The organism is Spiroplasma endosymbiont of Danaus chrysippus (genome assembly GCF_902809815.1).
Taxonomy (GTDB): Bacteria; Bacillota_I; Bacilli_A; order Mycoplasmatales; family VBWQ01; genus Spiroplasma_E.
Map to the genome: position 1 here is coordinate 1 of NZ_CADDIL010000006.1, position 22514 is coordinate 22514.

Genomic DNA, 22514 nt, shown 5'->3' on the forward strand with positions numbered 1-22514 from the left:
AAAAATGAACATTGCCTATTCAAAATTGAAATACAGCAATTGCTCATTTTATGATAAAATTTGAAGACAGAATTAATCTGAACTAGTACTTTGTAAAACAAAGAAACACAGATTACTAAAAAGCCTCTAAATTTTAGGTTTTTTATTATTTTTATCCTGTATAATTTTCAAACTTACCTCATTTTGGAATAAAAACAGTTACTACTTTTCCTGTTGGGCCGTTTCGATGTTTAGAAATAAGAATTTCAGCAAGATTACTTTCTTGTGAAATTCTTATTTCTTCACTATTTTTTTCCTTATAATAATCATCACGATATAAAAACATAATTACATCAGCATCTTGTTCAATAGCCCCTGACTCACGTAAATCAGACATTAAAGGCCGTTTTTCTTCACGTCTCTCCACCATTCTTGATAATTGTGATAAACAAACAATTGGTACTCTTAATTCTCTTGCCAAAATTTTTAAACTACGAGAAATATTTGAAACTTCTTGTTGACGTGATTCACTATCTCTACCAGTTAATAACTGTAAATAATCAATAATTACTAACTTAATGCTATTTTCACGACTTAATTTTCTTAATTTAGTTTGCAACTCTAAAACTCTTAAACCAGGTGTATCATCAATAATAATTCTTTTTTGTTTCAACTGCTCAGCAGTAGCACTAATACGATTTCAATCAGCTTGTGTAAATTTAGACTTATTACGTAAACGATTAGCATCAAAATGTCCTTGACAAGAAATCATTCTTGTAATTAATTGATCTTTTGGCATTTCTAATGAAAAAATAACAACAACATCGTTTTTATTATCTTGTTCATTAGCAGCATTTAAAGCAAAATTAAGTGCTAAGGCGGTTTTACCCATTGAAGGTCTAGCTGCTAAAATAATTAAGTCACCTCGCTGAAAACCACTAGTAATCATATCCAAATTGTTAATACCTGAACTTGTACCAGTAATATTAACTGTTGATTTTTGTAGTTGTTCAATTTTAGTTACCACATCATCAATGTGTTCACTAATTGGCAACATCTCTTCATGATTACGTTCACTACTTACTTGTACAATTTGAGCTTCAGCAGCAATTAAAACTTCATTAATTGACTTTTCACTTTGTAACTCTTTACCTATATTTTTTAAAGCATTTTCTAATTGTCGTTTAGTAGTTCTTTCAATCAAAATATCAATGTGTTCTTTTAAATTAGCATCAGTAATATATTGAGCCACTAAAGAAGATAAATATTCAATTCCACCAATTTTATCCAAATTATTTTGCTTAACTAATTCTTCGGCAATAGTTGTTACATCAATACCAGAATTATTTTTATAAAGATTGGTAATTGTTTTAAAAATAATTTGATTAGAATTAATTGTAAAATCATGTGGTGCCAATAAATTTAATGCACTTTCACATGCTGGTGATGATTGAATCATCGCACTTAAAACATTAACTTCTGCATTATTTATATATTGACCATTGTTAGACATAATTATTCTCCTAAAACTTCAACCTTTAATTGTGCAATAATTGCAACATCTAATTTAATATTAATGTTAGTTATACCTAATTCATTAATAGGATTAAATTTAACAAATTTATGTTTATCAATTTTAATATTATATTTTTGCACTAGTTGTTCACAAATTTGTTTTGAAGAAATAGCACCAGAAACTTTACCATTATTACTTTTTAATTTAAATTGTAAAGTAATTAAAGCTAATTGTTCTTTAATTTTTTGTAAATCTTCTAATTCCATTTCTCGTTGTATTTTTTTATTTTCAATTACTTTTTGATTAATTTTTAATGCTTCTGATGTAGCAATTACAGCTAATTTTCTTGGTAATAAATAATTTTTACCATAACCATCACTAACACTAACAACTTCACCTTTTTTACCATAATTTTTAACATCCGTTAAAAGGACAACTTTCATTGTAAACATCTCACTTTCTATTTTAATAATTTTAATACCTTTCAGTAGTAGCACTCTCACTTTGATATACGCCACTTTCAATTAATTTTACCAATTCATCATACAATGCTCTAATTCCCAATTTACTACTTTGGACAGCAGCAGCACTAAAGTGACCACCACCACCTAAGTTTTCACAAATAATTTGAACATTTATTTCACCATTGCTTCGTGCTGATAAACAAGCACGTCCTTGACGATCATAAGCAATAGTAAATGATGCTTTACAATCACGTAAGTCTAACAACATTTCTGAAATTTGGGCTAAATATGAAGTATGTACTTCTAAGTTTTCATCACCAACAGCAACTAAAAATCCTTTTTTAATTTCTTGGGCGTGACTAATTAAAGCAAATTTATCAATTAGTTCATTTAAACTATTTTTCAATAATCCTTTAACTTTAGAAGGAGAAGCTCCTCAATCAGTTAATAATCCACAGGCTTCAAAAGTTCTTCTTGTTGTTCTTACTTGGAAATTATTAGTATCAATTAAAATACCTGCAAACATTATATTTCATAAAAATTCTGATTCAATATTATTAAAATCATTATAATAAATAATTTCTGTCATTGCTTCAGCTGTTGAAGAAGTTCCTGCATCAATATAAGAAGTAATGGTGCTACTAATTGATTCATCAGAAACACGATGATGATCAATAACAATAATTTTTACAGCTTTACTTAATAAATCAGGACTATCAACACGTTGTGGATTATGAGTATCAACAACAATTAATAAAGTATTTGCATGAAGAAATTTAAGAGCTTGTTTACCTGTAATAAAATTACGATTAATATAACTTTCAGGAACAAGTTCATGAAGAATTTTTAATGTTTTTTCATCAACTTCATTTTGATTAATAACATAATGAGCACTTTTATTTAAGCTTTTAGCAATTTCAATAATAGCTGTTCCTGAAGAAATACTATCAAAATCAGCAGCCGCATGTCCCATAACTAAAATGTTTTCTGCTAATTTTATTTCATTATATAATGATTGTGCAAACATTCTAATATTAATTTTAGATTCTGATTGTTTTGCTTCAATAGTACCTCCAATAAAAACTGTATTACCACCAAATTCACGAATAACTACTTGATCACCACCACGATAAACTGCTAACTCTTTACTTTCAATAGCCAAATCATATAGATCTTTACTAATAGCATTACCATAAGAGAAACCAGCAGATAACGTAATATCTGCTTTAAATTTTTTAACACCTTCTCGAATATTTTTAATAAGTGGAAAATTATCATTTCTTGCTTTATTAAATTCATTTTGATAAAGTAAAATATTGTAACCATCTTCAATATTACCTAATAATAAACCTGAATAATTATTAGCAAAATCATTTAATTCAGTTTTAATAAATGCTTCAACACGAATTTGATTCTCAACTCTTAATTTTTGTAAAGAATTATAAAAATTATCAATACTAATTACACCAAAAACTAATTTTTCTTGCTGCAATTTATTATATAAGAAATGATATTTAGTTGTTTCTTGTAACAAAATTGTTCTAGTTTGTACTAAATAAATAGCATCATAAAGCATATCTTCAATTTTAAGTGTAATTTGAGTAATATTATTACTAATTAATTGTTCTAAATCTCTTGATAGTTTAACAATTGATTTTCCAATTAATCTACCTAAACCTTTATCTTCTAAAAATTCACTTACTCACATAATTGATAAATCACTATCTAAAACAATCATACCAACACTACCAAAAGTTAAAGCTTGTGCATTATTTAATTTTATGATTTCAGCTGTGTTAATATAACGATGACGAATTCATAAACTAAATAGAAAAATATAAAGACAAACAATAATAAAATTACCTAAAACTAAACTTAAAATTACAGTAATAGTGACCACTTGTTCTGCTGTCTCAATATTAACAATAAAATAAGTCAAGCCAATCAAAATTTCAACTACTAATCAAACAATCATTATTAAATGATAATTTCTTAACGATTTGAACACTTTGTCACTTCCTTCTAATATTATTAATTATACTATAACACTAATATCAAAAACAGCCATTATCTTTTATGTAATATAATACTATTAAGGTCTTTTTATTTTAATTTTAAACTATTATTTAAAATAAAATATTTTTAAGATAAAAAATAAATAAAAATTGAGTAAGTTTACAAATCTTACTCAATTTTTTTATCTTGAATATCTTAATAATCCCATGATTTGGGCACGTTTTATATTTTTAGCAATTAAACGTTGATACTTTGGATTAGTACCTGTTGTTCTTGCTGGCAAAATTTTGTTATTATTACCCATAAATTTACTTAGTAATTCAATATCTTTATAATCAATATAAGTAATATTATTTTTAGTAATAAAACAAGATTTTCTTCTTGTAAAATTTCTTGGTTTACCAGTGTTCATAATTATCCTCCTTTAATTATTTAAATCTCAAATGATATCTTCTTCATCAAATTCTATATTTTGAATAGCCGCTTCTTTTTCTTGAAGCTGATTAGTATTAGTAAAGGCAATATCAGTACTATAATTAGGACTTTTAAAAGCATCATCTAAATGAATTTTATTCTCATCTCTTGGTTTTGAATAATTAATATTAGTGTTATTACCACTACTATCTTTTTTACGATTATCTAAAAAAGTAACAGTTTGTGCAACCACTTCAGTAATATATAGTTCTTTTCCATTTTGATCTGTTGATTTTCTTACTGACAGTCTTCCTGAAACTGAAATTAAAGAACCTTTAACTAAATAATTAGTCATATTTTCAGCAACTTTATTTCAAGCCACACATGAAATATAATCAGCTTGATTTTGAATATTATTAACTGCAAGTGTAAAAAAAGTAAAAGGTTTTCCTGTTGAAGTTTGATGTAACTTTAAATCACGAGTGATTCTACCAATTAATGTAACAATATTCATTTTTTATCCTCACTTTTAACTTAGATTTTATTAATCTTTTTGTTCAGTATTCGATGCATTATTATTAGTATTTGTTTTTGAATTTTGGTAATTAGTTTTTGTACGATAAGATGACTCAGTACCAGCGATTGGTCTTGGTTTTCTTTCACCATTTTCATCACGATTATAAGAAGGACGATTTCCTGGTCTTGTTGGTCGAGAGAAAGAACTAGATTCTACTTGGCGTTTTGGTTTAAACTTATTAATTTTTTCACTATCTAAATTAATAACCAAAAAACGCATTACGTCTAATTGTCTTTGTTTATTTAAAGCTACACGATTAAAGTTAGCAATGTTTTCTGGTGAAGTTAGCACTTCAATAATAAAATAATGACCCTTAACTTTTTTGTTAATAGGATAAGCAAATTGACGAATAGAATCTTGTTCTTTAGTAATTTTTCCAGCATTTTTAGTTAAAATTTCACAAAATTCTTTTTTAATTAATTGTGCTTTTTCTTGATTTTGATCATCAACGATGTACATAATTTCATAATTATGCTTTTGTTTTAAATCTTCCAATGTTCGAAGACCTCCTTTTGGGCATATGGCTCTGATGAGCAAGGAGTAAATATATTAAGTTTGATTTTTAAATATTTGACTCATACAATATTATAACGTAATTACCTTTAAAGTAAAGGAAAAATAACAATAATTATTAATATAACATGAGGAAAAATGACTAAATAAAAATTTGATTTCAATAAGAAATTTTATTTTATATAATCAATTATTTTTTGCACTATTTCCTTAGGAGTTAAATCATTAGTGTCAATTACTAAAAAATTAAAGTTATTTTTTTCTTTTTCATATCACTGTTCATATTTTTTATTCAATAAACTTCAGTATTCATGAGGTACATGTTTTTCTGATTCACGACCACGAAGGTTTATGCGTTCAATTGTGTTTTCAAGATTTGCTTTTAAATAGACAATTAAATCAGGTTTAATTTGTGGATCAAAATAAAGTGATGAAATAATAACATTATTATAAAAATTTAAATACACTTCATAATCTCTATCATTCATATTGTTTTGAGCTTTTAATACTTCAACGAAAATAGGATCTTCTAAAATACTACGATCAAAAATAACATTGTTAAAATTTTGTGCTTCTTTTAATTGTTTACTTCGTGCCATCAACATAAATACTTGCATTTTAAAAGCATATTCTAAAGGATTTTGATAAAAATCATCTAAATAGGGATTACTAGTAACTGGCTCGTCCATAATTTTATATTTTAATAATTTTGCTAATTCTCTAGTAATAGTGCTCTTACCAACACCAACTACACCAGATAATACAATTTTCATTTTTTGCCTCCCATAATATATGATTACAATTAATTTATATTAATATATAAATTTTCTCCCTCCAAATAAAAAATTTTAAAAAACATTTAATAAATTAAATTTTACTTTTTTTACTAAAACTTGTTCCTTATATTTTCAAAGATTAACGTAATATCAATTATATTTTTAAAATTATTGATATTACACTTTCTTGATTCTATACACCCTTTAATAACTATATTTATCATAACATATAAATTTTACTCTAACTTAAATCTATTATTTTTAGTTAATTTCCATATTATTATTTTTAAACTTATTATTTATATATGTATATTGTTCTTTATAGGTTAATTTTATAAAATTAATATGATAAAACCAAATTAATAATTTTGTACTATTAATAATTGTATGAATAACGACTGAGAAACATTTTTTAATTCTTCTGTACTAAAAATGAAAAAAGCAATAATTTCTTATAATAACTTTTTAGAAAATGATAGATTAGAAAATTTTTATATTTTTGCACATATAGCTTTTAATAGATTATTTATAGCTTTTTGTATAAAAAATGATAAAAAATATAAAAATGATAAAAAACAAAAATTAAATCTTTTTGCGAATTGTCTAATATATTAAAAAAGGAATCTGTCATAACTTCTGAAGCAAAAAAAATAATAGATTTATTTAATGGTATAAGAAATGAAATACATCATAATATTCATAATAATATAGACGATAAAACAATAAATTGAATAGAAAATGTAAAATTTTTGACTAGTATAATAAACTTGTACAAAAGAATAATTTTTGAAATTTGACCCGATTTTATATTATATGAAAACATAATATATTTTAACAATGAAAATAATGATTTTAATATACCAATAGAAAACACTTACATGATAAAAATAAAAGAAGTTATTATAAAGAGGAATTGCAAAATTTCTTTAAAGAATATGCCAAAAATATTATCATAGCAAATCATGATAGTAAAAAAGAAAACAATATTATTCTAAAAAAGATTTAAACCCTAATGAAATAACTAAAGAAGATCTTAAATCTTCAGAAGTAGTAAGTGAATTAAAAACTCAATTTGATTCAAAATTTAATCAGACAGATTTTACAAATATATTAAAATATTTTTGTGTTTTTTCTTTACCAAATGAAAATAGCAACTGAGAGCCCTGAAATATGTCTAATAATTATGAAAAATTAACCATATCTAATAAATTTAAAAACCATTGTTATAAATTAGACATTACAAAGAGTATTTTATACAAGAAATCTATAATTAAACTTTTACTTAATTTTTTACAAAAATATCCCAATAATTATAAAAACTTCTTGAAAGAACAAAAAAAATTTAATAATAAAGGTAATATAAATGATTTCTTATAATTTTTTTATTTATTTTAATTTAAAGTTTAATATTTTAATTACTCAATATTTAAACATTAAAACCTAAACTTTCCAAAAAATATTTCTTATATAGTAGGCAATAATAACATAGAATCACAAACAATAAAATGGATTATTAAAAATAAATTTATAACTAAGAAAAATTAATTTGTAAGATTATTAGCATTGACTATATAATATTAAATTTGAATTTATTTATTTCAAAAAATAAATTTTTAATAAAATAAATTATGATATTATTTTAAAGAGTATTATTTTCTGAAATAAATAATAAGTTACTAACAATGTAAATTTAGACTTTAAATTTATCAATTGTTATAATAAGAATAAATTTGTAAAGGGTCAGGTGAATTTTTATGTACAGTGAAAGTTTAAAAAATAATTTAAATGAAGATATTAGTAAGCATTTTACACACTTAAAAACAATAGAAAAAGATTATAAAATTACTCATGAAGGTGTATCAAGAATGGTAATGCTTGATCGTTATGCACAAAAAGATAAAAATTTAATTTCTTTAAAACCAGGTGATTTGGTAATTAGTATTATCCGTGAAGATGCTATTTTTCCAACTAGAGGAATTGGTTATGTTGTTGAAGAATTAGAAAATCAAGTTTATGCTATCAAGATTGAAGATGAATACCTCGGCTCAATTGATCCTGAACTAATAAAAATTTCTGGTAAAGCTGGCATTATCCACAAACAAAAATATGAACTTGAAAAACCACTAGAGTTATTTTATGAACAAATTGCTTATCGTGTTAGTAAATCATTAACTACAAAAGAATCACCAAAATTAAAATCTGTTTATTTATCCCAATTTTATGAACAATTAAAATCGCTAAATATAGTACCTGCTGGAAGAGTTTTATATGGGGCTGGTAGTGATTCTGATGTTACTTTTTTTAACTGTTTCGTAATGCCTTTTATTCATGATTCACGAAGTGGAATTGCTGCCCATCGTCAACAAGTTATGGAAATTATGTCACATGGTGGTGGTGTTGGTTCTAATGGTTCAACACTAAGACCAAAAGGTACTGTTGCTAAAACAGTTGGTGGTAAATCTTCAGGAGCTGTTTCTTGATTAAACGATTTATCTACATTAACTCATTTAGTAGAACAAGGTGGATCACGACGTGGCGCACAAATGATTATGCTAGCTGATTGACATCCAGATATTATTGAATTTATTATTTCAAAAATGCAAAATGCAAAAATTTTATTATGATTAAAAGAAAATTCAAAATCAAGTTTAATTCGTGATGAAGCAAGTAAAAAATTAAAATTTGAAGTACTTAGTGACCAAGATCGTAATATTTTTGAATCAATCTTAAATAATGAACAACTTTTTAATGAAGAAATAATAGAAAATGCTAAAAATAAACTAGCACTTGGTGGAACTTGACAAGTAATTAAAAGCGATTTTTTAACCGGAACTAATATTTCAGTAACAATTAGTGATGAATTTATGAATGCCGTTGCAACAAATGGTAAATGAAATTTACGTTTCCCTGACTTAGATAATTATACTGTAACTCAAAAACAAGCTTATGATGAACATTGAAATAAAATTGGTGATGTTCATGATTGAGAAAAAATGGGTTACCCAATTAAAACTTATTATACAATTAATGCATCTGACTTATGAGATTTAATTAATTTCTGTGCTACATATTCAGCAGAACCTGGTATTTTTTTCATTGATAGAGCTAATGAAATGACTAATGCTCAAGCATATGGTATGCGTGTTGTTGCTACTAATCCTTGTGGTGAACAACCATTAGCACCCTATTCAGTGTGTAATTTATCAGCAATTAATTTAGCTAATTTTGTTAATAAAAAAACAAGTGAAATTCTTTACGATGAACTAAGTAAATCTGTAACAACTTGTGTTCGTATGCAAGATAATGTTATTGACAGCACTCCATACTTTTTAGAAGCAAATAAAAAACAAGCACTTGGTGAACGAAGAATTGGTCTAGGAGTAATGGGTTTACATGATTTACTAATTTGAAGTAATCTAAAATATGGCTCAAAAGAAGCTAATGAAGTAGTTGATAAAATTTTTGAAACTATTACTACTAGTGCTTATCGTGCATCAATTAATATTGCTAAAGAAAAAGGAAGTTTTCCATTTTTAAAATCACGCGAAGCATTTATTAATAGTGGATTCATGAAAACAATGCCTGAAGACATCAGAAATGATATTCTTAAATATGGTATCCGTAACTCACATTTATTAACTGTTGCTCCAACAGGTTCAACTGGAACTATGGTTGGTGTATCAACAGGACTTGAACCATACTTTGCCTTTTCATATTTCCGTTCAGGAAGACTTGGCAAATTTATGGAAGTAAAAGCAAAAATTGTAAATGACTGATTACAGTATCATCCAGAATTTAAAGAAAAACCATTACCAGATATTTTTGTTTCAGCAATGCAATTAACACCTGAAGATCATGCTAATGTACAATGTATTATTCAACGTTGAGTTGATTCTTCAATTTCAAAAACTGTTAATGCTCCAAAAGGTTACACTGTTAAAAAAGTAGAACAAATATATTACAAATTATATAAAGATGGAGCAAAAGGTGGAACTGTTTATGTTGATGGAAGTAGAGATAGTCAAGTCTTATCTTTATCCGATGATGATAATCAAATGCAAGAGCAAGTTAACTTAAGTGATCTTGGTCTAACTGAAACTTTTGCTGATAGTATTAATGAAACAAAACCAATTAAACCAGGATGACGTAATGATCGTCAAGATCGTAAAATTGGCACTGATTTAGGTGACTTATGTACAATGTGTAAAGAAGGAGTCCTTGTCATTAGCGCTGGTTGTTATACTTGTAATAATTGTGGTATTCAATCTAAATGCGGATTATAAAAATAAAAAACTACTTAATTAATTTTAAGTAGTTTTTTATTTTTATATTTATTTACATTTTAGATGTTTGATAATTACTACTTACATCCTGTTGTCCTAAAGATGTTGCTGAATGCAATTTATTTACTTCTTCACCTATATTTTTTCCTCACTCTTGAAGTTTTGTCTCAGATTGAAATGATTGATCATCTTCAAAAAAATTTTTTCTACACTCTTACTCTTCATTGTACAATTTATGTTTTCTTAAAATATCAAATAAATTTTCTTCTCTTAATTCACTGTCAGATTCTATTGTTATAGTATTTTCTTCTTGCAAATTTACTTCTTCTACAATACTTTCTAGTCTTTTCAATAATTTTTCTAGTTTTTTTGTCTTTTTAATTTGGTTATACTTTTCATCAATACTTGGTTTAAATTGAAGAAGTGCACCTTTAAAAACTAGCAATACACCAATAGGTCCTCCCGAAACTCCAATTAAAGCACCAAATAAAGCACCTCCAATCATAGGAACACCACCTTTTATAACCGTAATTCCTGATAATTCTAAATTTTTACAAAGGTGGTTAGCCCTAAATACTGAACCACTTTTGGATAGACAGTTTTAAATTTTTATTTGTGAAATTGGTGGTTTTAGAAATTTAGAATGTATTCTTTCGTAATTATAAAACATAATATATTGGTTTACATCATTTATAGCTTCATTGAGAGAAAAATATTGATTTGAACCTTTAGGTAGTCATTCTTGAGATAAATGAGAAAATCAGTTTTCAGATATTACATTGCCACCAATATCATAAGGTTGTTTTTTGCTTAAAATTATTTGCTTATCAGCAGCTCAATTTGTGATGTCTTGACAATAAAATTCGTTGGCGTTATCTGAGTGTAAAATAACGTTTTTTACTTGGTTTCAAGAGAATTGTTGATTTATTTTTTCAAGTGCAGGAAGGATTAAATCTTGATAGGATTTGTTTGAACATGTATTATAGCTTACAATATTATTTGAATAAAAATCAATAATTACAAAAAGATATAATCAACCTTCTTTAGTATTTATTTGTTTAGTGTCCATTGATCAAATTTGATTTGAAGAGGTTGTACTTTTATAATCTTTGTTTACTTTATCCATTGTAGGTATTCACTTATTTGGATTTTTTTTGTTTTTAGGATAGTTATTTTTAGTTTGTTTTAATCCTTGAAGATTGTGATCTTTCATAATTTTTCGCATTTGTTTTGTTGATAATTCTAGATTTAAAATAATATGTTTGTATTGTTTTAATCATTCTTTAAATGCTGAAAAAATTCGTAAATAGCCATAAATTTGTCCTTTTCTTGTAAAATGAAATTCAAGTAAAAGTTGGCATAATTCTTGATATTTATGTGTACAATTACTAATTTGATTTTTTTCTTTTTTAATAGGGTTTTGTTTGTTTTTTACAAAATAATATGTTGATCGGTTTAGTTGAAGATGTTGGCAAAGATATCTAATTGAATATTGGTTTTTGCTATCATCAATAATTTGAATTTTTTGTTTGATATTTAACTTGTTAATTACTAATGCTATTTGTTTAATTTTATCCATTATTAAAAATCCTTTCATGTCAAAATTAGTGTTAATTGTATAACACAATTGTTTTTCGAATACATTCAAGTTTTTTTTAAATTAATGGTCTAGTAAAAAGGGCTAAGTAGCAAGTAGCAAGTAGCAATTGCCAATGTGCCTAACATTAGTAATATTCCAAAATATGTTAATGAAAAACAATCTATTAAAGAAGTAGCAAACCACTTATCAAATGAATATAATAACAAATGAAATGATAAAATTACTGAATTAATGAAAAATAATTCTGATATTAATATCAGACCGTTTGACTTAGAAACTAATTTTAGTGATTTATTATCTGAAGCACAAGAAATAGGAAAAAATATTACTAATGAATCAATAAAATGATCAATTCCCGGTTTAGCTTTAAATTTAAATCCAAGATATATTGATGGAACAACTCCAGAAACTATTAATAATAATTTTTTCTTTGATTATGTTCATCCAAATAAATGAGTACATGATCAAATTGGCCTTGAACTATTCACTGAACTTACTTCATAAAAAATGTAACACAAACAATTAATTAACAATATTTTTATTCTTAATTTATTTTAATATATATAGTATTAAAGTAGTATAATACATATAAAGCCAAGAAAGAAGGTGTATTTAATGATTAAAAAGATTAACGATGATCTAAATGATTATATTAGTGAACATCTAAAATATCAAATGCTTAGTTTTAAATTAAGTAATGATGCAAATCAAAAAGGATATCCTGGGTTTGCACGCTTCTTCCAAGTAGAAGCAGCTGATGCTGTTGTTCATATTCGTAAAATTTGTAATTATTTAATGGATCAAGATGCTCAAGTTGAAATTAAAGACATTAAAGTTCCAACTTTTACTACAAAAAACATTGAAGAAGCATTAAAAAAATTAAAATCTACTAAAGAAGAATTACTTGATTTTACTAATAAACTTGTTAAAAGTGCTCGTGAAAATAATGATAATTTAACTGCGAAATTTTATGACTGATTCTTAATTGATTTCTATGAAGAAATTGCTTATGAAAAAGACTTATTGGATTGAATTGCAATGTCTAATAGTAACCTTTATAAAATTGACAAACGTTTACTAAAAACTGAAGAGCCAGATACTTTAAAAGTTATTGTTCCATTTTATGAACCCGAATAAATTTCATATTTAACTCTTAATTTTCACCAAAAATGTATAAAAAAATTATACATTTTTTATTTTTTTATGAGGCTTTTTAGTAATCTGTGTTTCTTTGTTTTACAAAGTACTAGTTCAGATTAATTCTGTCTTCAAATTTTATCATAAAATGAGCAATTGCTGTATTTCAATTTTGAATAGGCAATGTTCATTTTTTTGTGATATTTTCAATTGCTAAGTAAAAAATTTTAAAAACTGCCATATCATTAGGAAAAACTTTTTTATTTCTAATAACTTTTCGTAATTGGCTATTAACAGATTCAATAGGATTTGTAGTATAAATTACCCTTTTAATTTCTGCTGGATAACTAATAAAAATCATTAAATTTTCTCAATTTTTATATCAAGATTTAGCAATTTGTGGATATTGTTTATTTCATTTACTTTCAAATGATTCTAAAGCTTGCATTGCTTGTTCTTCACTACATGCTGTATAAATTGGCTTTAAATCGATAACTAGAGACTTTCGATGTTTGTATGAAACATATTTTAAGCTATTTCTAATTTGATGAACTATGCATAATTGATGTTCAGTTTTAGGATAAACTGATTGTATTGCCTCTGACATGCCTGTTAAATTATCACTACAAGCAATAAGAATATCATTTAAGCCTCGATTTTTCATTTCTGTAAAATTATTTAATCAGAATTTAGCACCTTCATTTTCACTAATTCATAAACCTAAAACATCTTTTTTACCTTCTAAATCAACTCCTAAAGCTATATAAACTGATTTGTTAATAATACGTTTATCCTGACGTACTTTAACTACGATACAATCAAAATAAATGATTGGATAAACACTATCTAATGGACGATTTTGCCATGCTTTGACATCATCAATGACATCATCAGTAATTTGACTAATTACGCTTTCGCTAATATCTGCGCCATCATATAACTCTTGCAACTGCATTCTAATATCTGATAAAGTCATACCTTTTGCATATAGTGAAAGAACTTGTTGATCAAAACCATCAAATCTTCTCTGTCTTTTTGTGATTATTACTGGTTCAAAATTACTATTACGATCTCTTGGTACATCAATTTCAATTTTACCTTGTTGAGTTATTAATTTTTTTGATGTTGTACCATTACGAACATTGTCATTATTACTGCGTTGATTTCTTTCGTGTCCTAAATAATTTTGCATCTCAGAATTCAACATTTTTTCTACCAATCGTTTAGTTAATTCTTTATATAAGCCTCCCTCTTTAAAAACTGTTGTTAAATCCTCAGTATTTTCTAATAATAAATCTACTGCTTTTGATATTGGATCATTGTTATTAAGATTATCTTTTTTAGCCATCTGTAACTCACTCTTTCTAGATATATAAATTATATTTACTAGAATTAATTAAACATAGTTATTTTTGTAAGTCACACAGATTACTAAACATTCCCATTTTTATAAAAATTTTGTTGTATTTTTTTGTTTTTCTTCTACTTGATAGTTTAAACTGTATTCTCTTTTTTCACCTTCAATATTTATTTCATCTTTACTTTTATTACTTCATTCAATAACTTTTAACTTATTTTCTCCTAAATTGGTTTTAATATTAATTATTACTCATCAAGTATATAGGGACTTCGTCCCTCGCTACTACGTGGCTCACCCAAATTATAGTCCCAGTGAACTTACTGGGACTATAATCATTTTTATTTATCTTTACTTTTAGGTTTATCTTTTTTCTTTAAAATATTATCCAATTTATCCAAACCAGCAGACTTAATATCACTATAAGTCATATCAATACTACTTGCTTCTTTAAGGTATTTCTTAGGTGACAATTCAGTTTTAAGTTCATGCACATAATGTAAAGCACGTGAATTATACCTTTTTAACCAATGTCTAGGAAAAAATAAAGTCATAGCCATTGCTTCACCACTATAACTTGGAGACATAATACCTCTTTTAATCATTTTCTTTGTTCTACGACGTGAAAACACTACTTTATTATAATCATCAATATTAGTATATAAATTAAGATTAAATATAACAATAAAACCCAAAAAACGCATACGTTTAACTTGCACAACATATTCTACTTTTTCTCTTGCTTGTACTGGTATTCTATTAGGGTGTTGTTCGCTACTTGCTACTTAGCCCTTTTTACTAGACCATTAATTTAAAAAAAACTTGAATGTATTCGAAAAACAATTGTGTTATACAATTAACACTAATTTTGACATGAAAGGATTTTTAATAATGGATAAAATTAAACAAATAGCATTAGTAATTAACAAGTTAAATATCAAACAAAAAATTCAAATTATTGATGATAGCAAAAACCAATATTCAATTAGATATCTTTGCCAACATCTTCAACTAAACCGATCAACATATTATTTTGTAAAAAACAAACAAAACCCTATTAAAAAAGAAAAAAATCAAATTAGTAATTGTACACATAAATATCAAGAATTATGCCAACTTTTACTTGAATTTCATTTTACAAGAAAAGGACAAATTTATGGCTATTTACGAATTTTTTCAGCATTTAAAGAATGATTAAAACAATACAAACATATTATTTTAAATCTAGAATTATCAACAAAACAAATGCGAAAAATTATGAAAGATCACAATCTTCAAGGATTAAAACAAACTAAAAATAACTATCCTAAAAACAAAAAAAATCCAAATAAGTGAATACCTACAATGGATAAAGTAAACAAAGATTATAAAAGTACAACCTCTTCAAATCAAATTTGATCAATGGACACTAAACAAATAAATACTAAAGAAGGTTGATTATATCTTTTTGTAATTATTGATTTTTATTCAAATAATATTGTAAGCTATAATACATGTTCAAACAAATCCTATCAAGATTTAATCCTTCCTGCACTTGAAAAAATAAATCAACAATTCTCTTGAAACCAAGTAAAAAACGTTATTTTACACTCAGATAACGCCAACGAATTTTATTGTCAAGACATCACAAATTGAGCTGCTGATAAGCAAATAATTTTAAGCAAAAAACAACCTTATGATATTGGTGGCAATGTAATATCTGAAAACTGATTTTCTCATTTATCTCAAGAATGACTACCTAAAGGTTCAAATCAATATTTTTCTCTCAATGAAGCTATAAATGATGTAAACCAATATATTATGTTTTATAATTACGAAAGAATACATTCTAAATTTCTAAAACCACCAATTTCACAAATAAAAATTTAAAACTGTCTATCCAAAAGTGGTCCAGTATTTAGGGCTAACCACCTTTTTCATTTTCAGTAATTTCCCTATTTTTTTCATTTTTAGAAATTCATAAAATAACTTCACGTTCATGTTGATGTAATAAAGCCGCATAAATTATATTATTTCTTACAGTAATTGGTATTTCTCCAATTCATACAAAATGAATTGGATATTTATTATCTATAACTGGCATTTTTTTAATAACTCTTATATTTTATTTAAATGCATTGTTTAAAAATGATAATTCATCTTCAATATTTAATCTTGGAAATAATAACTCTTTTTTATTAACAGATTTATTAAAAACTTCATTCAAGTTAATATTGACTATTGGTTTAGTAATTTTTAAGACACCCAATTGTTCATGAATTTTTAATGAACTATTAATCAAAATTGGACTTAATAAAGCACTACTAATAATTAAAATATTTGCTAATAAATTTAAAATATTATGTAATTCAATAGTTTTATTATTTTTATGTAAATCTCATGGTTTTGTTAAATCAATTAATTTATTACCACTAGTTATTAATTTAAAAACGACATTAATTGCTTCATGAATTTGATACTCATCCATTTCAATATTAAAATCATTAATAGTACTTTTAATAATTTTAATTATTTCTATTGCTTCTGGTTGTAACTTATTTAAATTAACTTTGGGAATTTTACCATCACAATATTTAATGATCATTGTAACTGTTCGCGAAAGCAAATTACCTAAATCATTAACAAGATAAGAGTTATAACAATTTAAAAATAATTCATGACTATATTTTGCATCATGACCAATAATAATTTCTTTCATTAAAAAAAACCGTAATCCATCTACACCATAACGATTTACTAATATTAAAGGATCAATAACATTACCTTTTGATTTTGACATTTTTCCTTCTTCATTAGTAATTCAACCGTGGGCCAAAATTCGATTTGGTTGTCTCAAGTTTAATGCCATTAATAAAATTGGCCAATAAATCATATGAAAACGACTAATTTCTTTACCAACTAAATTCACAATTTCACAATTTGAATCTAGTCAAAATTTTTTAAAATTAATGTCATCATCTTGTAAATAACCTAATCCTGTTAAATAATTACTTAATGCATCAATTCAAACATAAATAACATGTTTTGGATTTTCTAATACTGGTACCCCTCAGGTAAAACTCGTTCTAGTAACACTTAAATTTTCTAAACCTGGCGTAATAAAATTATTAATCATTTCCGTTTTACGATTAAGTGGTCATAAAAATAATGGGTGTTCATCATAATATTTTAATAATTGTTTAGTATATTTTTCCAATTTTAAAAAATATGATGGTTCAGATAAAGTAGTAATATTACCTTGACATATTTTACATGTATTATTAGTCTTATTAATTTGGCTATCTGTCAAAAATTCTTCACAAGAAATACAATATGAACCTTCATATTTTCCCAAATAAATATCATTTTGTTTTAATAATTTGCTAAATATTTTCTGAACACTTAAAATATGATTTTTATTAGTTGTTCTAATAAATTTATCATAATCAATATTTAAGTTTTTTCATAAATTCTTAAATCCAACAACAATATTATCAACAAATTTTTGTGGAGTTTGCTTATTTTCATCCGCTTTTTTAGCAATTTTTTGACCATGTTCATCACTTCCAGTTAAAAAGAATACTTCATAACCTTGCATTTTCTTATAGCGAGCTAAAACATCAGCAATAATTGTTGTATAAGCATGTCCCAAGTGTAATTTAGCACTAGGATAATAAATAGGGGTAGTAATATAAAATTTTTTTGTCATTATTTGCTCCTAAATTTAATAATTATAATTTTACATTAAAATAGTATTATTTATTTGTAATACTTATTTAAATTAATAATATTTTATTAATTTTTATTTTTTTATAAAATGGAACATTTTTGTTGATATTGATTTTGATTAAAACCATTATCAGAGTTAACAGCATCTATATCAACGTTTAAGTAAAACTGATAATAACTATTTACGTCTTAAATAACACTACTTTTTTCATTATCATAATTATTTACTGGTAAATACTGATTACCGTTACTCATTAATGGTTGATTTTGTAATTTTCTTGAACTTGCAAAATCATATCAATGTCTCAAAAGATCATTTTTTTCTCATTGTCTTCTTTTTTCTTTTTCTATTTTTTCTAAAATATTATTAAGTTTTAAAATTTTTAATCCAACCTTTTTCAATTCTTCTTTTTGATTACTTATATTAACTTTTTCACATACTATTTTGTTAATTCGTTTTTTTTCAAAATTATAATAACCAAAAGTTAAAAACTTAACTAATTTATTCTTAAATTTAAAAACTTTACTTGTTTTTTGTTTTTCGAAAATTTCTAACTTTTTAATACTATTTATATTATAAGAAAGAAATATAGATTGTTTTTTAATATTTGACTGCAATGTTTTTTCACATTTATATTTCTTATTATTAATATAATATAATATTATTTTTATTTTATTAATTTTCTTTTTTAATAAATTAATTTCTATTTCTCCATTATCTTTTAAATATCGATCATCTAAAACATCATAAAAGTGTTCTTCACTATCGTAGCTTGTAATAAAATTAAAATCTTGATCTATAAAAGGAAAACTATTATCGATTTTGTATTTCTTCATAATTTTCACTCCTTAAACTTATATAATCTAGTGACTAATTACAATATTTTCTTAATCTTTTATATTTATTGATTATTAGATAAAATAAAAAAACAAAAATTAATAAATTAAATGCTAATTAAATTTAATATTAAACATTATTTATCTTTAAAAACTTTTTTAAAAATATAATCAACATTTATTAAAAAAATATTATTATTACAACATTCATTTAACTGTTCACTAGTTAAATATTGATTAATATTATTCTTTATTAATACATCTTTAAAATTAATCATTTTATTTTGTGCTTCTAAAGTGCATTTTTGAATAAAATCATAAGCAATTTCACGTGTTATTTTTGGATTATTTTTAATAATAGCCAATAAAACTACTTGTGAAAAATAAAGTTCATTAGCTTTAGCAATATTATTTGCCATGGCACTAATATTAATTACTAAATTATCTAAAATATTTGTCATTCTATTAATAATAAAATCTAATATATGATAAATATCAGGCAACATAATGCGTTCATTAGAACTATGAGAAATATCACGTTCATACCATAATAAATTATTCTCATATACTATACTATTATAACTTCGAACTAATCTTGCTAAACCACAAATATTTTCAGAACCAATTGGATTTTTTTTATGTGGCATTGAACTTGAACCTTTTTGTGAAATAGAAAATCCCTCTAAAAGTTCATTAACTTCGCTACGTTGACTCAAACGAATTTCTAAAGCTATTTTTTCAATTGTTGTAGCAATTGAACTTAATTGTGTAATTAAAAAAATCAAACGATCACGTTGTACTACCTGCGTAGCACAACTGTCAACTTCCATTTTTCATTTTTTGGCAATAAATTCACTAACTTTTGGCGAAATATGAACAAAATTACCCATAGCACCCGTAATCTTAATAACTTCAACTTGTTTTCTTGCTAATTCCAACCTTACTAACTGTCTATTTATTTCATCGTATCATAAAGCAAATTTTAATCCTAATGAAGTTGGTTCACCAAAAATACCATGACTGCGACCAATTACTAATTGATTTTTATATTTAAACGCTAACTCTTTTAATTTCAATTGTAAAGTAATTAAAGCTTTTTCAATAATTTCATTTGAAAATTTTATTTGTAAATTTTGGACACTATCAATCATATCAGTTGAAGTTAAACCATAATGAATTCAACGACTTTCAGTTTTTAAGTTAGCACTTAACATTCTAGTAAACGCAACTACATCATGCTTAGTTTCTAATTCTAATTTATTCATTAATTCAATATCTAACTTAGCATTTTTTTTAATTAATTGAAAATCTTTAAAAGGAATTATATTTAAATGTTGTAATGATTCACAAACATCAATTTGAAAATTCATTCATAAGTTTAAACGATTTTTCATATTTCAAATATTAGTCATTGCTTTTGTTTCGTAACGTTCAATCATTTTTACTCCTTAATAAATATAGTTTGTTTACGATCTGGACCAACAGAAAATATTCTAATTGGAACACCCACCAACTCACTAATTTTTTTTAAATAATTTTTAGCATTTTCTGGTAATTGATCATAACTAGTAATATTAGTAATATCTTCATTTCAGCCAGGCATAGTAATAAAATGTGGTTGACATTTATTAAAGTTATTAATTTGAGAAGGTATGTATCTAATTATTTCGCCATTTAAAGTATAATGCGTACAAATGCTTAATGTTTCAATATCAGTAAGCACGTCTAACAACATAATAGCTAAACTAGTAAATCCATTAATTTGTGCACTATACTTAGCAATAACTGCATCAAATCATCCAATTCTTCTTGGTCTTTTTGAAACTGTGCCATATTCATTACCAGTCATACGAATATAATCTGCTAATTTACCAAAAACTTCACTAGGAAATGCACCAGCACCAACTCTTGTACTATATGCTTTAGTTACACCAATAATTTCATTAATTGCTTTTAAAGAAATACCTGAACCAATAGCAATTGAACTAGCACTTGGATTAGAAGATGTTACAAAAGGATATGTACCATGATCTAAATCTAATAAAGTACCTTGTGCTCCTTCAAATAATATCTTTTTATTTCTAACTAATTGTTCATTTAAAAATTGACCAGTATCAATAATTAAATGTTTAAAGTATGGTAATAATTCTAATAAACGATTATATATTGTTTGCGCATTAAATTCTTTTTCATATCCATAAACATTTTTTAATATTTTATTTTTAATTAACAAATTATCAGTAATCAATTCTAATAATCGTTCCTTATCTAATAAATCGCCCATTCGAATTCCAATCCGATTAACTTTATCAGCATAACAAGGTCCAATTCCTTTTTTAGTAGTGCCAATAGCTTTATCACCCTTAATTTTTTCTTCATATTTATCAAATGCTAAATGATAAGGTAAAATAATATGAGCACGATCAGAAATTCGTAAATTTTGACAACTAAAACCAGCAGCTTTTAAATATTCAATTTCAGAAACTAATTTTTCTGGATTAACAACACAACCATTACCAATAACACAATATGAATCTTTATTAAAGATACCAGAAGGAATAATACTTAATTTATATTTTTGATGATCAAAAACAATTGTATGTCCGGCATTATCACCACCACTTCAACGAACAATAACATCAGAATTTTGACTATAATAGTCAGTTATTTTGCCTTTTCCTTCATCACCTCATTGACAACCAATAATAGCAGTAGTTTTAAATGGTTTTGGTTGATCAATTTTTGATATTAAAATATTTTTAGTATTGACAATTTTATTAGCAATTTTTTGATTTTCTTGTTTTATTATATGTTTTGATTTTTCAAAATCTACTTTCATCTTATTAATGATTGGCTTAAGAGTGTCAGTTTTTATTGATTGCGTTTTTACTTTAGTTGTTTTTTTTACATCTTTAACTTTTGGTTTAATAGTTTTATTAAGTTGTTCAACTTTAGTTTTTGCCTTTTCTATTGTTGGTTTGATTATATTTTTTTTTGCTTTCATATTGTCTCCTTTATACTCAAAAAAAAGTATTTATAAATTTATAAATTAATTATATAATTATTTAATAATGATTATCAAAATATTGTTATTAAAATAAACTAGTAAAGGAAACTTAAAAAATGAAATGAAATTTTGATAATGACAGTTTTCAAAATGATAATAATGATGATTTTGACAAACTTTGTCCTATTTGTAAGCAGAAATTACTAGAAGCAAAACTTGAAAAAATAAATGAAATAAATCAATATCAGCAAACACAAAATGATATTTTATTAATTGAAGAAATAAAAAAAAGAAAAAGAAACACAACTTTATGTTTACTTATGTAGAAAA

Annotated in this window: 21 protein-coding genes; 5 read left to right on the plus strand and 16 right to left on the minus strand. The window is 24.8% G+C overall.

Annotated elements, in window-relative coordinates; genetic code table 4:
- Positions 1-151: 151 nt before the first annotated feature.
- The 7 genes from dnaB to SPIRDC1_RS07750 form a co-directional block, all read right to left on the minus strand.
- Positions 152-1492 (minus strand): replicative DNA helicase, encoded by a 1341-nt coding sequence (gene dnaB, locus SPIRDC1_RS07720; protein WP_174481282.1) that lies wholly within the window; start codon positions 1490-1492, stop codon positions 152-154.
- A gap of 2 nt (positions 1493-1494) precedes the next feature.
- Entirely contained in the window at positions 1495-1938 is a 444-nt protein-coding gene (gene rplI / locus SPIRDC1_RS07725) for a 50S ribosomal protein L9 (RefSeq protein ID WP_174481283.1), read from the minus strand.
- A gap of 31 nt (positions 1939-1969) precedes the next feature.
- The gene (locus SPIRDC1_RS07730; RefSeq protein ID WP_174481284.1) at positions 1970-3934 is read right to left on the minus strand and encodes a DHH family phosphoesterase; all 1965 of its coding nucleotides are present in this window, start codon (positions 3932-3934) and stop codon (positions 1970-1972) included.
- A 222-nt stretch (positions 3935-4156) separates the two neighbouring features.
- A complete protein-coding gene (gene rpsR / locus SPIRDC1_RS07735) occupies positions 4157-4387 on the minus strand; it encodes a 30S ribosomal protein S18 (RefSeq protein WP_174481285.1) in 231 nt (76 codons plus the stop codon).
- A 12-nt stretch (positions 4388-4399) separates the two neighbouring features.
- Positions 4400-4903 (minus strand): single-stranded DNA-binding protein, encoded by a 504-nt coding sequence (locus SPIRDC1_RS07740; RefSeq protein WP_174481286.1) that lies wholly within the window; start codon positions 4901-4903, stop codon positions 4400-4402.
- 30 nt (positions 4904-4933) lie between these two features.
- Positions 4934-5461, minus strand: a complete 528-nt coding sequence (rpsF, locus tag SPIRDC1_RS07745) for a 30S ribosomal protein S6 (protein ID WP_174481287.1) — start codon at positions 5459-5461, stop codon at positions 4934-4936.
- Between the two features lie 191 nt (positions 5462-5652).
- Entirely contained in the window at positions 5653-6252 is a 600-nt protein-coding gene (locus SPIRDC1_RS07750; RefSeq protein WP_174481288.1) for a deoxynucleoside kinase, read from the minus strand.
- Positions 6253-8009: 1757 nt separating this feature from the next.
- On the opposite strand from SPIRDC1_RS07750, the gene SPIRDC1_RS07755 reads away from it, so the two are divergent.
- Entirely contained in the window at positions 8010-10538 is a 2529-nt protein-coding gene (locus tag SPIRDC1_RS07755) for a vitamin B12-dependent ribonucleotide reductase (RefSeq protein ID WP_174481289.1), read from the plus strand.
- A 214-nt stretch (positions 10539-10752) separates the two neighbouring features.
- Here SPIRDC1_RS07755 and SPIRDC1_RS07760 read toward each other — a convergent pair whose 3' ends face one another.
- Complete coding sequence (locus SPIRDC1_RS07760) at positions 10753-11043, minus strand: hypothetical protein (protein WP_174481290.1); 291 nt, start codon at positions 11041-11043, stop codon at positions 10753-10755.
- 96 nt (positions 11044-11139) lie between these two features.
- On the minus strand, positions 11140-12135 hold the full coding sequence (locus SPIRDC1_RS07765; protein ID WP_174479968.1) for an IS3 family transposase: 996 nt from the start codon (positions 12133-12135) through the stop codon (positions 11140-11142).
- Positions 12136-12252: 117 nt separating this feature from the next.
- Between SPIRDC1_RS07765 and SPIRDC1_RS07770 the strand changes: the two genes are divergently transcribed.
- A complete protein-coding gene (locus SPIRDC1_RS07770; RefSeq protein ID WP_174481291.1) occupies positions 12253-12642 on the plus strand; it encodes an SGNH/GDSL hydrolase family protein in 390 nt (129 codons plus the stop codon).
- Positions 12643-12753: 111 nt separating this feature from the next.
- A complete protein-coding gene (locus SPIRDC1_RS07775; protein WP_174481292.1) occupies positions 12754-13275 on the plus strand; it encodes a ferritin-like domain-containing protein in 522 nt (173 codons plus the stop codon).
- A gap of 109 nt (positions 13276-13384) precedes the next feature.
- On the opposite strand, the gene SPIRDC1_RS07780 is transcribed toward SPIRDC1_RS07775, so the two are convergent.
- Both SPIRDC1_RS07780 and SPIRDC1_RS07785 read right to left on the minus strand, forming a co-directional pair.
- Positions 13385-14623: an IS256 family transposase gene (locus SPIRDC1_RS07780; RefSeq protein WP_174481293.1), complete on the minus strand. Its 1239-nt coding sequence runs from the start codon at positions 14621-14623 to the stop codon at positions 13385-13387.
- A 350-nt stretch (positions 14624-14973) separates the two neighbouring features.
- Positions 14974-15351, minus strand: a complete 378-nt coding sequence (locus SPIRDC1_RS07785) for a hypothetical protein (RefSeq protein WP_174481294.1) — start codon at positions 15349-15351, stop codon at positions 14974-14976.
- Positions 15352-15505: 154 nt separating this feature from the next.
- On the opposite strand from SPIRDC1_RS07785, the gene SPIRDC1_RS07790 reads away from it, so the two are divergent.
- Positions 15506-16501, plus strand: coding sequence for an IS3 family transposase (locus SPIRDC1_RS07790; RefSeq protein WP_174479968.1), 996 nt, complete (start codon positions 15506-15508; stop codon positions 16499-16501).
- Positions 16502-16535: 34 nt separating this feature from the next.
- On the opposite strand, the gene SPIRDC1_RS07795 is transcribed toward SPIRDC1_RS07790, so the two are convergent.
- The 5 genes from SPIRDC1_RS07795 to SPIRDC1_RS07815 all read right to left on the minus strand — a co-directional run bounded on the left by SPIRDC1_RS07795 (position 16536) and on the right by SPIRDC1_RS07815 (position 22181).
- Entirely contained in the window at positions 16536-16715 is a 180-nt protein-coding gene (locus SPIRDC1_RS07795) for a hypothetical protein (protein ID WP_174481295.1), read from the minus strand.
- Positions 16716-16736: 21 nt separating this feature from the next.
- Positions 16737-18320 carry a methionine--tRNA ligase gene (metG, locus tag SPIRDC1_RS07800; RefSeq protein WP_174481296.1) on the minus strand — a complete coding sequence of 528 codons (1584 nt, stop codon included), beginning with the start codon at positions 18318-18320 and terminating at the stop codon, positions 16737-16739.
- A gap of 209 nt (positions 18321-18529) precedes the next feature.
- Positions 18530-19177, minus strand: a complete 648-nt coding sequence (locus tag SPIRDC1_RS07805) for a hypothetical protein (RefSeq protein ID WP_174481297.1) — start codon at positions 19175-19177, stop codon at positions 18530-18532.
- A 137-nt stretch (positions 19178-19314) separates the two neighbouring features.
- A complete protein-coding gene (gene purB, locus SPIRDC1_RS07810; RefSeq protein ID WP_174481298.1) occupies positions 19315-20616 on the minus strand; it encodes an adenylosuccinate lyase in 1302 nt (433 codons plus the stop codon).
- A gap of 2 nt (positions 20617-20618) precedes the next feature.
- A complete protein-coding gene (locus SPIRDC1_RS07815; protein WP_233215014.1) occupies positions 20619-22181 on the minus strand; it encodes an adenylosuccinate synthase in 1563 nt (520 codons plus the stop codon).
- 119 nt (positions 22182-22300) lie between these two features.
- On the opposite strand from SPIRDC1_RS07815, the gene SPIRDC1_RS07820 reads away from it, so the two are divergent.
- Positions 22301-22510, plus strand: a complete 210-nt coding sequence (locus SPIRDC1_RS07820; RefSeq protein WP_174481299.1) for a hypothetical protein — start codon at positions 22301-22303, stop codon at positions 22508-22510.
- Positions 22511-22514: the final 4 nt, after the last annotated feature.